A 13,299-nucleotide genomic window follows, 5' to 3' on the forward strand; every position below is an offset into this window, starting at 1 on the left:
TGCCGAAAGGCATTAACTGTGTTCGTTGTTTTATTTAGCTTGGATGCGCTTGGCCGAAATTAAGAATGAATTGCGTGTCCTTCCCGGTTAGCGAGAAAGCGATATTATCACCGGCGTGCGGAGAATAAATAAAAACGCAATGACACTCTTATCAACAGCGTAAGAGCGAAGGGAGAGGGTTATCTGTAGTTGAAGAATGCGAAGCTAAAGCAGCTGCGATGAGCCATCATCATAATATGGGTTGTGCGCCTGATATGCGCCATTTTGCGGTTATTGTTTTCCATTTTCTAATCCACCTTGCTGAGTGAAAAGATGGCGCTATTTTAACGCAAGGTTGGCTAAAAATCGTGATGAAAGTCACATAAATGCCGGTGTTTATAAATAACTATTCATTGGTTATGCAGTGAATTGCATAAACCGCCCCCAGATAGGCAAACGAGCATGTAAATAAATTGCTAATCGACTCCGGGCGGGTGCGCTAAATTTGCGTGTCGTCAGGATGGGAATAAAAGAACCGGTCGAATAAGTGGTTGCATAACGATCAAATAAATCCGTCTTGTATTTTTTATGTTATAAATCTTTTTCTGGCCTAAGTTAATAAAAATGCATTTATTGTGTTTTTATATTCAATTTGGGTTTTTGATGATTATCGTTATTTGTGACTCGCCTCAACAACGCAGGGTAAGATGAGGCGAGTGAACAGGGAGGCGAGTAACCTTGAATACCCCAGAACAACGGCAGCAGATTGCGGATTTCATCGGCAAACAACACGTCTTGACGCTGTGCGCTGGCGACGGCCTCGACATGTGGTGCGCCAACTGTTTTTACGTGTTCGACGCCGCGGCGATGGCGCTGTGGCTGATGACCGAACCGCACACCCGCCACGGCGGGCTGATGCTGAACAACGGCCGGGTGGTCGGCACCATCGCGCCGAAGCCGAAAAGCATCGCGCTGATCCGCGGCGTGCAGTATCGCGCCGAGGCGGTGCTGCTGAGCGGCGAAGAAGCCGAGGCGGCGCGCGCGCGTTACTGCAAGCGCTTCCCGATCGCCAGGGCGATGAAAGCCTCGGTTTGGCGGCTGGATCTGCACGAGGTGAAGATGACCGACAACACCCTCGGCTTCGGCAAAAAGCTGCATTGGGCGCGGTCTATACTTTAAGTCGACGTATTGATTACAACGGGAGATTGCATGGCGCGAGCACTGTTAGTCGGCGCAACCGGGCTGGTGGGGCGCGAGTTGTTGCAGCTGTTGCAAAGCGATCCGCAGATAACGGCCATCGTGGCGCCGACGCGCGCGCCGCTGCCGCCGCACGGCAAGCTGACCAACCCGGTCGGCGATGCGCTGTTCGAACTGCTGAGTAGCCTGCAGCAGCCGGTCGATCTGGTGTTCTGCTGCCTGGGCACCACCCGCCGGGCAGCGGGCAGCGCCGATGCCTTCCGCTACGTCGATTATCAACTGGTGGTGGAGAGCGCGCTGACCGGCCGCCGCTTGGGAGCGCAGCACTGCTTGGTGGTGAGCGCGTTGGGCGCCAACGCGGATTCCACCTTCCTGTATAACCGCACCAAAGGCGAGATGGAGCAGGCGCTGCGCGAACAGCACTGGCCGCGCCTGACGCTGGTGCGGCCTTCCATGCTGGTGGGGGATCGCCCCGCGCCGCGCCTGATGGAGCGCCTTACGCTGCCGCTGTTCAGGCTGCTGCCCGGCAAATGGCGCGCCGTCTCCGCCAAAGACGTGGCGCAAACGCTGCTGCAGCAGGCGTTCACGCCGGGCGAAGGGGTCAGGGTGCTGGAGTCGGATCGGCTGCACTGCTACCGAGGCTGACGCTGAGGTGGTCGAACGCCAGCTCCAGCCCGGCGGGCAGTTCGTTGTCCAGCAGCCACAGATCGAGATGATGGCTGATGTGCGTCAGCAGCGTGCGTTTGGGCTGCAGCAACCGCTGCGTCTCCTGCGCGCGGGTCAGGTCGTTGTGGTTGCGCGGCGCCTGCGGTTGTGGCGGCAGGCTGCAATCGAGCACCAGCAGATCCAGCGCCACGTTCTGCAGATAGTCGGCGGTGGCCGGCGGCAGGCCGACGGTGTCGGTCAGGTAGGCCAGCGTAGCGCCTGCCGCCTGGATCAGATAGCCGTGGGTCAGTTTGGAGTGTTGCAGCGGCAGCGGGGTGATGCGCATGCCGCCCAGTTCGACGGTGGCGAAGGGCGCCAGCGGCGGCTGAAACGCCAGAATGCCGGGGTGTTTGAACAGGTCGTCGCAGCCCTGTTCATCCGGCGGGCCATACACCGGAATGGAATTTCCGCACCCCCAACGCAAAGGAAATAACCCCTGAACGTGATCCATGTGGTAATGTGTCAGTAAAAAACGTTGAATTTGCCCCGCCGAAAATCGCCGCTCCAAAGCTGGCAATCCCGCATCCAATAAGGTCGTTTCCCCCTGATAGTTAAGCATGGCGCTGCATGCTCGCCGCCGAAATGCCGGCTCGCGCCGCGCCCGTTGGCAGATCAGGCAGTCGCAGCCGAACACCGGCACCTGCTGCGCGCCTCCGGTGCCGAGAAAGGTCAGTTGCATCGCTCCCCTCCGTTAAAGGTACTTCTGGGCAAAGCGGTTGATGTCGCGAAAATCCGCCAGCCGCGCCTGCAGCGTGGCGTGATCCCAGTGCCACCACTGACTGCGTTCGATGCGTTCTATCAGCGCGTCGTCAAAGCGCATGCCGATCTTCTTGGCCGCCACGCCGGCGACGATGCTGTAAGGCTCCACGTCCTTGGTGACCACCGCCGCGCTGCCGATCACCGCGCCGTTGCCGACGCTGACGCCCGGCATCAGGATGGCGTTATGGCCGATCCACACGTCGTGGCCGACGGTGACGTGGTGCTCGCGCCGCCAGTCGAAGAACGCCGCGTCGTCTTCCCCCAGCCCGTATTGGGAGGCGCGGTAGGTAAAGTGGTGCTGCGCGATACGCTGGTAGGTCGGGTGGTTGCCGGGATTGATGCGCGCATAGGAGGCGATGGAGACGAACTTGCCGATAGTGGCGTAAAAGATCTGGTTGTGCCCGGCGGTATAGGAGTAGTCCCCCATCTCCACCTCTTCCAGGATCGCATCGTCGGCCAGATGCACATATTGGCCGAGCCGGGTGCGGTTAAGGGTCACGTTGTCGCCGATTTTCGGCTGGGCAAAGTCGTTCATGGCGTCGCGTCCTGAGCTTGTCGGGTGGCGGTAGGCAGCAGCGCCAGCAGCGCCGCCAGGGTGTCGTCGAGTGGGCCGTCGTTGTGCAGCACCCGGCAGCCGGCGGGCAGACTCTGCTGATATTCCGCCGCCCGCGCCAGCCGCTGCTCGATCTGTTCGGCGCTTTCTCGCCCGCGATCCTGCAGGCGCCGGCGCAGGATCGCGGCGCTGACCTGCAGGCACACCGGCAGCAGCTGCGCGCCATAGCGCTGCTGCGCCTGCGGCAGGTGGGCGCGCGAACCGTTGACAGCCACGTCGATCCCCTGCAGCAGCCAAAGATCCACTTCGATCCCGAACGCGTAGCGCTGCTGGTGCGCCTGCCAGTCGAGCGCGAACAGCCCCTTGGCGCGGCGGTGCAGAAATTCCGGTTCGCTCAGCGCGATATGATTCTCGCAGCCGGCGTCCGCCGGCCGAGTGATGTAACGGTGCGCCACCAGCGGCGCGCGATCGGCGTCGGCCCGCAGCGCGGTCAGCAGGCTGTCCTTGCCTGCGCCGGAAGGCCCCATCAGGTAGATGAGCCGCGCCATCAGAACACCTGCCTGCCCTGGCGCCACACGTTCTGCACGTAAACGTGCTCGCCGTGCGGACGCGCCAGCACCAGATCCGCCCGCAGTCCTTCGGCAATGGTGCCGCGATCCTGCAGATCCAGCGCCCGCGCCGGGTTGCGGGTGATCATGCGCACCGCCTGGGGCAGGTCGTAGGCGTTGCGTTCGTCCGCCGCGAGGCGAAACGCCGCGTCCAGCAGGCTGGCCGGGTAATAATCGGAAGAGAGAATATCCAGCACCCCCAGTGCCGCCAGGTGGTGCGCCGCCACGTTGCCGGAGTGGGAACCGCCGCGCACGATGTTCGGCGCGCCCATCAGCACCTGCAGGCCCTGCTGGTGCGAGGCGCGGGCGGCCGCCTCGGTGGTGGGGAACTCGGCAATGGCGCTGCCCAGCGCGCAGGATTCGGCCACGTGCGCGGCGGTGGCATCGTCATGGCTGGCCAACGAGATGCGGCGCGCGCGGCAGTGGGCGGCGATCGCCTCGCGGTTCGGCGCGGCCCAGCGGGCGGACAGGGCGACCTGCTGCTCCTCGTACTCGCTCATCTGTTGATCGTTGAGGTGGTATTTGCCCTGATAGTATTCGCGGTATTTTTCGCGCGAGGCGAACTGGCGCTGGCCCGGCGAGTGATCCATCAGTGACACCAGCGACACGCCCGGCTTGTCCATCAGCTGTTCGAACAGCGGCAGCGTGCTCTCGTGCGGCAGCTCGCAGCGCAGGTGCAGCCGGTGCTCGGCGCGGTTCACCCCGGCGCGCTGGCTGTGGATCACCGCGTCGATCATCTTCTGCAGGTTTTCCAGCCGGTGGCCGCCGTCGCGCACGTCGCCGATCGCTACCGCGTCCAGCACCGTGGTGATGCCGTTGGCCACCATCAGCGCGTCGTGGCTGCTCATCGCCGAATGGGCCGGCCAGTCGACGTTCGGGCGTGGGGTGAAGAACTTGTCCAGGTTGTCGGTATGCAGCTCGATCAGCCCCGGCAGCAGCCAGCCGCCGTCGCCGTCCAGCGCCTGCGGCAGCCGGCTCGGGCTGTCGGCGAAGCTGCGGATCACGCCGTCCTGCATCTCCAGCGAGCCTTGCACCACCTGGTCATCCAGCACCAGCTTAACGTTATTGACGATCATCAGAGGGCCTCCAGCGCCTGCGGCGCCTGCATGTCATAAAGCCGGTCGGCGACCTGTCGGCGGACGCCTTCATCGTGGAAAATGCCGACGATCGCCGCGCCGCGCGCCTTGGCGCGTTCGATAAGCTGCACCACCGCCGCGCTGTTGCGGCTGTCGAGCGAGGCGGTCGGTTCGTCCAGCAGCAGAATGGGGTAATCGACGATAAAGCCGCGCGCGATGTTCACCCGCTGCTGCTCGCCGCCGGAGAAGGTGGACGGCGCCAGCGGCCACAGGCGCTGCGGCACGTTGAGCGCAGCAAGCAGCGCTTCGGCGCGTTCACGGCACTCGGCGCGCTCGACGCCCTGTTCCAGCAGCGGCTGCATCACCACCTCCAGCGCGCTGATGCGCGGGATCACCCGCAGGAACTGGCTGACCCAGCCCAGCGTATGGCGGCGCACCGCCAGAATCTGGCGCGCATCGGCGCTGACCATGTCCAGCCAGTCGCCCTGGTGGTTGATCCAGATATGGCCGCTGTCCGGCAGGTAGTTGGCGTACAGCGAGCGCAGCAGGGTGGATTTGCCGCTGCCGGAGTGGCCGTGCAGCACCACGCATTCGCCGCCGTGAACCGTTAGGTTGGCGTCGTGCAGCACCGGCAGGCGGGTGCCGTACTGCTGGTGCAGCACAAAGGTTTTACTGAGATGTTCAACTCGGATTTGCATAGTCATCTGTATATCGCCTTGGGTTACGACAGCACCGAAGAAACCAGCAGCTGGGTGTAGGGATGGTGCGGATCGTCCAGCACCCGGTCGGTCAGGCCGCTCTCCACCACTTCGCCCTGTTTCATCACCAGCAGGCGGTGGGCCAGCAGCCGCGCCACGCCGAGATCGTGGGTGACGATCACCGCCGCCAGCTGCATCTCCACCACCAGGTTGCGCAGCAGATCGAGCAGGCGCGCCTGCACCGACACGTCCAGCCCGCCGGTCGGCTCATCCATAAACACCAGCTTGGGGTGGGTGACCAGGTTGCGGGCGATCTGCAGCCGCTGCTGCATGCCGCCGGAGAAGGTGGTCGGCAGATCGTCGAGGCGCGACAGCGGGATTTCGACGTCTTCCAGCCACTGACCGGCCTGGCGGCGAATGTCGCCATAGTGGCGCTGGCCGATGGCCATCAGCCGTTCGCCGATGTTGCCGCCGGCGGAGACCTGCGGCCGCAGGCCGTCGAGCGGGTGCTGGTGCACCACGCCCCAGTCGGTGCGCAGCAGGCGGCGGCGATCGCTCTCCGCCATGGCGTACAGATCCTGTTCCTGGCCCGCCTGCGGGCGGTACAGGATCTGCCCGCGCTGCGGCACCAGCCGCGCCGAGATCGACTTCAGCAGCGTGGTTTTGCCGGAGCCGGATTCGCCGACGATGCCCAGCACTTCACCGGGGTAGATGTCGAACGACACGTCGCTGAAGCCCTTGCCGGGGGCGTACAGGTGGGTGAGCCGGTTCACCGACAGCAGCGGGGTGGTGCTCAAAGGGGTGGAAGTCATCAGTGCTGCGCCTCTTGCGAAGATTGCGCCAGCTGCTGCCGGCAGTAGTCGGTGTCCGAACAGACGAACATGCGGTTGCCCCGATCGTCGAGCACCACCTCGTCCAGGTAGCTGTGGCGCGAGCCGCACAGCGCGCAGGGTTCGTCCCACTGCTGCACGCTGAACGGGTGGTCGTCGAAGTCCAGGCTCTCCACCTTGGTGAACGGCGGCAGGGCGTAGATGCGTTTCTCGCGCCCGGCGCCGAACAGCTGCAGCGCCGGCATCATGTGCATTTTCGGGTTGTCGAATTTCGGGATCGGCGACGGATCCATCACGTAGCGATCGTTGACCTTCACCGGGTAGGCATAGGTGGTGGCGATGTGGCCGTAGCGCGCGATGTCCTCATACAGCTTCACCTGCATCACGCCGTACTCCTCCAGCGCGTGCATCTTGCGGGTCTCGGTTTCGCGTGGCTCGATAAAGCGCAGCGGCTCCGGGATCGGCACCTGATAGATCAGGATCTGGTCTTCGCGCAGCGCGGTTTCCGGAATGCGGTGACGGGTTTGGATCAGCGTGGCCTCCGGCGTGCGTTCGGTGGTGGCCACCCCGGCGACGCGCTGGAAGAAGCGGCGGATCGACACCGCGTTGGTGGTGTCGTCGGCGCCCTGGTCTATCACCTTCAGCACGTCGGCGCGGCCGATAACGCTGGCGGTGAGCTGAATGCCGCCGGTGCCCCAGCCGTAGGGCATCGGCATCTCGCGGCCGCCGAACGGCACCTGATAGCCGGGGATCGCCACCGCCTTCAGGATGGCGCGGCGGATCATGCGCTTGGTCTGCTCGTCCAGATAGCCGAGGTTATAGCCGGTCAATACTTCACTCATCGCGGGCCTCCTGACGCTCGCTGTATTCCTGTCGCAGCCGCTTGAGCAGCTCCAGTTCGGCCTGGAAGTCGACGTAGTGCGGCAGCTTGAGATGGGAGACGAAGCCGGCGGCCTCGACGTTGTCGGCGTGGGCCAGCACGAACTCTTCGTCCTGCGCCGGGCCGGCGACGCCTTCGCCGTAGTCAGGGCTTTGCAATGCGCGATCTACCAGCGCCATCGCCATCGCCTTGCGTTCGGCGCGGCCGAACACCAGCCCGTAACCGCGGGTGAAGTGCGGTGGGTGGTCCTTTGGATCGACGAAGCCGTTGACCATTTCGCACTCGGTCAGCAGGATTTCGCCGATGTCGATGGCGAAACCGAGCTCTTCAGGCACGATCTCTACCGAAACGTGGCCGGTGCGGATCTCGCCGGCGAACGGGTGGTTGCGGCCGTAGCCGCGCTGGGTGGCGTAGCCGAGCGCCAGCAGAAAACCTTCGTCGCCGCGCACCAGCTGCTGCAGGCGCGCCGAGCGCGAGCAGGGGTAAACCGGCGGATTGCGGGTGATGTCGTCCGGCGCGCTGCCGTCGTCCTGTTCCTCCCGCGCCAGCTGCTGGCGACACAATAGATCGAACACGTGGCTGCAGTTATCCGGCAGCGGTTCGTCGGCCTGCGGCGCACGCGGCGCCTCGCCTTCCGCCAGCAGCGCGAAGTCCAGCAGCCGGTGGGTGTAGTCGTAGGTTGGCCCCAGCACCTGCCCGCCGGGCAAGTCCTTGTAAACCGCCGAAATGCGCCGCTCCAGCCGCATGTTTTGGCTGGCCAGCGGCTCGCTGACCGCCAGGCGCGGCAGGGTGGTGCGGTAGGCGCGCAGCAGGAAGATCGCCTCCACCAGATCGCCGCTGGCTTGTTTGATGGCCAGCGCCGCCAGCTCGCGATCGTAGATGCCGCCTTCGGTCATCACCCGATCCACCGCCAGCCCCAGCTGCTGTTCGATTTGTTCTGCGCCGATCGCCGGCAGCGCGTCGTCGCCGCGCCGCAGCTGTTCCTGCAGCTGATGGGCCGCCTCAATGGCTTTTTCGCCCCCTTTTACCGCTACGTACATCAGCACACCTCCACGCGGGTGGTCCGCGGGATCGCCAGCAGGCGATCGCCGCAGGTCAGCAAAATATCCAGCCCCAGCGGGAAGCGCTGCGGGCGGTTGACCAAATAATCCAGCAGCGCCGGCGGCAGGCGCGGCGCAATCAGGCGTTGGCTCTCGATGCCGGGGCCGGTCAGGCGCAGCGCGGCGCCGTTCTCCAGCTCGCCGAGCTGCACGATGACCGTGGCGCCGAACTCCGGCGAGATTTCAGTGCCGTGCGGCAACGCCTGCAGATCGGCGGCCTGCACGTGCTCATCGAACAGGGCAAAACAGACCTCCTGCGCCGTGGCGGCCAGCGGCGCACCGCTGTGAAAACGAATGTTTGTTAGCACTTGCTCACTTTTAAGCGCCGCGCACAGCTGCAGCGGCGTTTCCTGATCGGCCAGCGTCAGCAGCGCGGCGGTGCTGGCGGCGTTCAGCGGCGCCCAGGCCGGGCCGTTCGGCAGCATCACCCGGTGGCCCGGTTCGCTCAAGGCTTTAAGAATCAAACGGAAAGCGTGCTGCGATTGGTCTATCGGTTGCTCAAAACCGGTCAATAAACTCATGGCTTAATCCCCTCGCACCAGCGTAAAGAAGTCCACCCGGCTGGCGGCGATCGCCCGGGCGCGCAGCTGGCGCTGCTCGTGCTGCAGCGCGGCCAGCGGCGCGATCAGCTGTTGTTGCAGGCGTTCGCCGTGTTCCGGCTGTTGCAGCAGCGCATCGGCCAGCGCGCACAGCTCGGCGTGCGCCTTGTCGCGCCCGGCGATATAGCTGTAGCCGTAGCCGCCGTTGTCCAGCTGCACCACCGCGCGGGTGACCGTCATGTCCCCCAGCACGAAGCGGCGGCCGGTGGCGCCCATGCGCCCCTGCAGCTGGGCCAGGCCGATCTCCGGCGCGCGGATGCTGCGGTAACCCGGGCTGAGGTTCAGCGCCTGCCAGTGGCTGCGCAACTGCTCGGGCCGGCTGTGCGCCAGCACCGACATCCAGCGTTGTCTCGACTCTAAGGCTTGCATTCAGTGCTCCATCGTCAGTTCAATCATGTCGGCGCGGGCCAGGCTGACGGAGTATTCCGCCACGTCTTCGCCGCCGCTGCGGACGTTAAGGGTGCGCACGCACAGCAGCGGCGCGTGGGTGGCGATCTCCAGCAGCCGGCTCTCTTTGGCCTGCGCGCGGCGCGCGCTGATGCGCGTCTGGCGGCGGGTCAGCGCCTGCTGGAGGTGCTGTTCGATAAACTGGTGCAGCGAACCGCTGTGGAACTGCTGCAGCGCCGGCCACCAGTCCAGATCGGGCAGATAGTGGTCGATCACGCTCATCGGCACGCCGTTGACCCGGCGCAGGGTGCGCAGGTGGATCACCATTTCGCCTTCTTCACGCGAGAGCGCGCTGGCGATATGCCCATTGCACGGGCGCAAGACGGCGAGTAAGCGCTCACTGGTGGGGTGGCTGCCCTGCTCGAACAGGTTCTGGCTGAAGCGGGTATTGGCGTGCAGCGGGTAGTCGTAAGGCCGCATCAGCACCAGAATGCCGACGCCGTGGCGGCGCTGCAGCCAGCCGCGTTCTACCAGTTGATCCACCGCGCGGCGCAGGGTGTGGCGATTGACCTGGTAACGTTCGGCCAGCTGCTGTTCCGAAGGCAGGTAGTCGCCGCAGCGGTACTGCGTGCGCAGCTCCTGTTCCAGCTGCGCGGCGATCTGCTGATAGCGGGTGGGGTAAGTGGTCGGATGTCTAGATAACTCCATCATAATAAAAACCTCGTCATACCGATGGCTGTGCGATGAAGGCGAAAGCGGTGCGTTTCATCGTGCGTCTACCCTGTGGTTTTCAAGTTGGCATCATGGTGCCGGGCGCAGATGACAATCGCGTTACGCGTCGGTGGCGAACAGATGAACTATTTTGGACAGCCCGGGCGTGCACGGGCGGCGGCGGCGCGCTATGCTGGCGCCACTGTTGACTGACTCTGGCCGCGACCATGCCGCAATCTCTGAACGCCCCTGAACCCGCCCCACGCGCCTGGCCGCTGTGGAAACCGATCCTGTTTCTGCTGGTGGTGGCCGTCGGCCTCTACTACGTCAAATGGCAGCCTTACTACGGCAAAGCGTTCGTGGCGGCGGACAGCCATTCGATCGGCAAATCGATCCTGGCCGACGGCGCTGCGAGCCCCTGGCTGGCGGCCTGGCAGTACGCGCTGGTCTACTTCACCGCGGTATGGAAGGCGGCGCTGCTCGGGGTGCTGTTAGGCTCGCTGGTGCAGGTGCTGATCCCGCGAGACTGGCTGGTGCGCACGCTTGGCCACCGGCGTTTTTCCGGCACCGTGCTGGGGGCGCTGATCGCGCTGCCGGGCATGATGTGCACCTGCTGCGCCGCACCGGTTGCCGCCGGCATGCGCCGCCAGTCGGTGTCCAGCGGCGCCGCGCTGGCCTTTTGGCTCGCCAACCCGGTATTGAACCCGGCGACGCTGGTGTTCATGGGGTTTGTGCTCGGTTGGCCGTTCGCCGCCATCCGCCTGGTGGCGGGCGTGGTGATGGTGCTGGGTATCGCCTGGCTGGTGCAGCGCGTGACCGCCAACGATCCGCAGCCCGCCGCGCCGCAGCCGCCGCTGATGACGGCGCAGAACGACGAGCGGCCGTTCCTCGCCCGCTGGGGCAAAGCGCTGTGGGCGCTGTTTTGGTCGACCATCCCGATCTACGTGCTGGCGGTGCTGGCGCTGGGCGCGGCGCGGGTCTGGCTGTTCCCGCACGCCGACGGCGCCGTCGACAATAGCCTGCTGTGGATCATCGGCCTGGCGATCGTCGGCTGCCTGTTCGTTATCCCCACCGCGGCGGAAATCCCGATCGTACAGACCATGATGCTGGCGGGCATGGGCGCGGGCCCGGCGCTGGCGCTGCTGATGACCCTGCCGGCGGTCAGCCTGCCTTCGCTGCTGATGCTCAACAAGGCCTTCTCCGCCCGGGCGCTGTGCCTGACGGCGGCGCTGGTGGCGCTGTGCGGCGCACTGACCGGCGTGGTGGGGATGGGGTTGGTGTAACTGATTCGTGACTTGACGCTATCTCAATGGAGGAGATGCCGCCTTTGAACGTTTAAGCACCGGCACAGCGATTTATTTAAGCCATTCGGAAGCAGGAAAACGAATGGCTTTATTCAAAGCGAAAATTCGGGGGCGCTATCGAGGATGATGTTGAGCTGCGCTAGCTCACAGCTGGACTTACAGTGTCTAGGGGCGCTGTTGGTCGGCTTTGAGCGAGGAGCGGAAGTAGTCACTTTTGTGGTCTGCTCTCACGAAAGTGACTACAGGAACAGTTGCAATTCATATTAACCATTCAGTTGGCAGACAATTAGCTAGGGTGTAACCTGTCTAACTCAGAGAAAAGGAAGAGCTATGAGCTAAGCTATGAAAAAATACAAAAGCACCGGAGTAACAGGAAGAGCAGGTGAGCTATATTTTGCTTATTGGATAGTTCGCTATTTTAATTGGCCTTGCCGATTGCTTGATATTGATGTTGGCATAGATGCTCAAGTTGAAATTTTTGAAGATGAAATATCAACTGGGGACTTTTTTGCGGTTCAAATTAAATCAACGGTTGGAAACACCCCTGATATACAGATCGATCTATCTGACTTTATGTACTGGCAACAGTTGGAAACTCAAGTTGTTTTGGTCTCCATCGTAATGGCGGATAGCCATAATGATCCTGAGATGTTCTGGAAGCCATTTTCAAAACAATGTCTGGATGAAATAGTTCAAGAAATAACCTCAAAAGGACACCAGTCCAAAAAAGTCACCTTCACAGATTCAGATAAATTATGTGTTGAATCCAAAAATTCCTGGAGGATGGCAATGCTTTCAGAATCCGACAAAGATCTGATAAGGCTCGCCAAATCATTATTAGATGATTTAGAACAACATGACTTAGATAATTTTGTAGAGGAAGACTATTACCTCCAAGATAAACACAAGGACTATATAACTTTTAATAGCGAAATTGACATATTCAACCATCATTTCATCGATTATGAAAAGCTGAAAGATGCTGTATCTCATGATAGAAGGCTGGTGCTAAGAGCTCCCCTTATAGAAGAAGCTATCGATTACTTTGAGAATAACGAGGCGATATTGCTTTATATGTTCAATCATGCTTTTAATTGGATTAAGGGCGACCGAACTCCAAATGAAATACTGCCCCAAACATTGAGTCGTGAAATTAGACGGCAGACAAAAGATTGGGTTTATCACATGACGGGTTATTAAAGGGCGCAGTTGCGCCCTAATTAATTAGGCCGCGTTCTGCATCATTATTTCAGCAATCTGATGTCGATATTCACTTACACCACTAAATATTTGACACATGTTTACCAAACATGTGACCAGCTCACCATAAATTAATATATCGCGAGGTAAGTAACGTCTGTTCCTGGCACAAAGCAGCCTATCAGATTGGCTCTGTGCCGTAGCTGTATCAGTTCGAGCTTGGGCCAACACATAGCACTATCAGCTCATCGCAACCTATGCACCACCTGGTTGCTGCTGCCGCGCCAAATCAGCGCCGGGTCTTTTAAATCTTGCACGAACTTGCCGTCGATCAGCACGTTGATCCTATCCACCACCTGCATTTGCTGTGCGTCCAGCTCCGCCAGCCGGTAGCCGGTCCACAGCCAGATATCCTTGCCGGGGCACTCGGTGCGCACCCGTTTCACTAGCGTTAAGATGCTCGGCACGTTGGCCGGGTGCAGCGGATCGCCGCCGGAGAGCGACAGCCCCTGGCGCGGCACGCGCGTATCGTTCAGATCGGCGATGATGCGGTCTTCCAGCGCCGGGGTAAACGGCTGGCCGGAGTTGAGCCGCCAGGTGCTTTTGTTGTAGCAGCCGGGGCACTGGTGCACGCAGCCTGCGACAAACAGCGTGCAGCGGGTGCCGGGGCCGTTGACGACGTCGATCGGGTAGTACTGGTGATAATTCATGTG

General features: G+C 62.1%; 17 protein-coding genes. 4 read left to right on the forward strand and 13 right to left on the reverse strand.

Going from position 1 to position 13,299, the window contains the following annotated elements; genetic code table 11:
* Window positions 1-179: 179 nt before the first annotated feature.
* On the reverse strand, window positions 180-284 hold the full coding sequence (gene speFL, locus ACJ8MK_RS19580; RefSeq protein WP_004933443.1) for a leader peptide SpeFL: 105 nt from the start codon (window positions 282-284) through the stop codon (window positions 180-182).
* Between the two features lie 433 nt (window positions 285-717).
* On the opposite strand from speFL, the gene ACJ8MK_RS19585 reads away from it, so the two are divergent.
* Window positions 718-1,158, forward strand: a complete 441-nt coding sequence (locus ACJ8MK_RS19585; protein ID WP_033648653.1) for a YhbP family protein — start codon at window positions 718-720, stop codon at window positions 1,156-1,158.
* Between the two features lie 30 nt (window positions 1,159-1,188).
* Entirely contained in the window at window positions 1,189-1,821 is a 633-nt protein-coding gene (locus ACJ8MK_RS19590) for an NAD(P)H-binding protein (protein WP_033648650.1), read from the forward strand.
* Here the strand turns inward: ACJ8MK_RS19590 and phnP are convergent.
* The 11 genes from phnP to phnF are packed head-to-tail and all read right to left on the reverse strand — an operon-like array spanning window position 1,778 to window position 10,082.
* Entirely contained in the window at window positions 1,778-2,560 is a 783-nt protein-coding gene (phnP, locus tag ACJ8MK_RS19595) for a phosphonate metabolism protein PhnP (protein WP_442517984.1), read from the reverse strand. The two genes, ACJ8MK_RS19590 and phnP, sit on opposite strands and share 44 nt — an antisense overlap.
* A 12-nt stretch (window positions 2,561-2,572) precedes the next feature.
* Window positions 2,573-3,175: a DapH/DapD/GlmU-related protein gene (locus ACJ8MK_RS19600; protein ID WP_442517985.1), complete on the reverse strand. Its 603-nt coding sequence runs from the start codon at window positions 3,173-3,175 to the stop codon at window positions 2,573-2,575.
* Window positions 3,172-3,741, reverse strand: coding sequence for a ribose 1,5-bisphosphokinase (phnN, locus tag ACJ8MK_RS19605; RefSeq protein WP_442517986.1), 570 nt, complete (start codon window positions 3,739-3,741; stop codon window positions 3,172-3,174). Before phnN ends, ACJ8MK_RS19600 begins: the two co-directional genes overlap by 4 nt.
* The gene (phnM, locus tag ACJ8MK_RS19610) at window positions 3,741-4,877 is read right to left on the reverse strand and encodes an alpha-D-ribose 1-methylphosphonate 5-triphosphate diphosphatase (RefSeq protein ID WP_342098655.1); all 1,137 of its coding nucleotides are present in this window, start codon (window positions 4,875-4,877) and stop codon (window positions 3,741-3,743) included. Before phnM ends, phnN begins: the two co-directional genes overlap by 1 nt.
* The gene (gene phnL / locus ACJ8MK_RS19615; RefSeq protein ID WP_019453319.1) at window positions 4,877-5,581 is read right to left on the reverse strand and encodes a phosphonate C-P lyase system protein PhnL; all 705 of its coding nucleotides are present in this window, start codon (window positions 5,579-5,581) and stop codon (window positions 4,877-4,879) included. The genes phnM and phnL overlap by 1 nt, the downstream gene beginning before the upstream one ends.
* A gap of 17 nt (window positions 5,582-5,598) precedes the next feature.
* Window positions 5,599-6,387 (reverse strand): phosphonate C-P lyase system protein PhnK, encoded by a 789-nt coding sequence (gene phnK / locus ACJ8MK_RS19620; protein ID WP_164097573.1) that lies wholly within the window; start codon window positions 6,385-6,387, stop codon window positions 5,599-5,601.
* A complete protein-coding gene (locus tag ACJ8MK_RS19625) occupies window positions 6,387-7,247 on the reverse strand; it encodes an alpha-D-ribose 1-methylphosphonate 5-phosphate C-P-lyase PhnJ (RefSeq protein WP_016929301.1) in 861 nt (286 codons plus the stop codon). Before ACJ8MK_RS19625 ends, phnK begins: the two co-directional genes overlap by 1 nt.
* Window positions 7,240-8,325, reverse strand: a complete 1,086-nt coding sequence (locus ACJ8MK_RS19630; protein WP_442517987.1) for a carbon-phosphorus lyase complex subunit PhnI — start codon at window positions 8,323-8,325, stop codon at window positions 7,240-7,242. Before ACJ8MK_RS19630 ends, ACJ8MK_RS19625 begins: the two co-directional genes overlap by 8 nt.
* On the reverse strand, window positions 8,325-8,906 hold the full coding sequence (phnH, locus tag ACJ8MK_RS19635; protein ID WP_442517988.1) for a phosphonate C-P lyase system protein PhnH: 582 nt from the start codon (window positions 8,904-8,906) through the stop codon (window positions 8,325-8,327). The genes ACJ8MK_RS19630 and phnH overlap by 1 nt, the downstream gene beginning before the upstream one ends.
* 3 nt (window positions 8,907-8,909) lie before the next feature.
* Window positions 8,910-9,353, reverse strand: coding sequence for a phosphonate C-P lyase system protein PhnG (gene phnG, locus ACJ8MK_RS19640; protein WP_019453314.1), 444 nt, complete (start codon window positions 9,351-9,353; stop codon window positions 8,910-8,912).
* Window positions 9,354-10,082, reverse strand: coding sequence for a phosphonate metabolism transcriptional regulator PhnF (gene phnF / locus ACJ8MK_RS19645; protein WP_060428779.1), 729 nt, complete (start codon window positions 10,080-10,082; stop codon window positions 9,354-9,356).
* 227 nt (window positions 10,083-10,309) lie between these two features.
* On the opposite strand from phnF, the gene ACJ8MK_RS19650 reads away from it, so the two are divergent.
* Window positions 10,310-11,365 carry a permease gene (locus ACJ8MK_RS19650; RefSeq protein WP_442517989.1) on the forward strand — a complete coding sequence of 352 codons (1,056 nt, stop codon included), beginning with the start codon at window positions 10,310-10,312 and terminating at the stop codon, window positions 11,363-11,365.
* A gap of 363 nt (window positions 11,366-11,728) precedes the next feature.
* The gene (locus ACJ8MK_RS19655) at window positions 11,729-12,586 is read left to right on the forward strand and encodes a DUF4365 domain-containing protein (RefSeq protein WP_442517990.1); all 858 of its coding nucleotides are present in this window, start codon (window positions 11,729-11,731) and stop codon (window positions 12,584-12,586) included.
* A gap of 245 nt (window positions 12,587-12,831) precedes the next feature.
* Here the strand turns inward: ACJ8MK_RS19655 and nrdG are convergent, their stop codons facing one another.
* The gene (nrdG, locus tag ACJ8MK_RS19660; protein WP_049198750.1) at window positions 12,832-13,296 is read right to left on the reverse strand and encodes an anaerobic ribonucleoside-triphosphate reductase-activating protein; all 465 of its coding nucleotides are present in this window, start codon (window positions 13,294-13,296) and stop codon (window positions 12,832-12,834) included.
* Between the last annotated feature and the right edge of the window lie 3 nt (window positions 13,297-13,299).

It is taken from the genome of Serratia sp. CY38905 (assembly GCF_052168875.1).
GTDB lineage: Bacteria > Pseudomonadota > Gammaproteobacteria > Enterobacterales > Enterobacteriaceae > Serratia > Serratia sarumanii.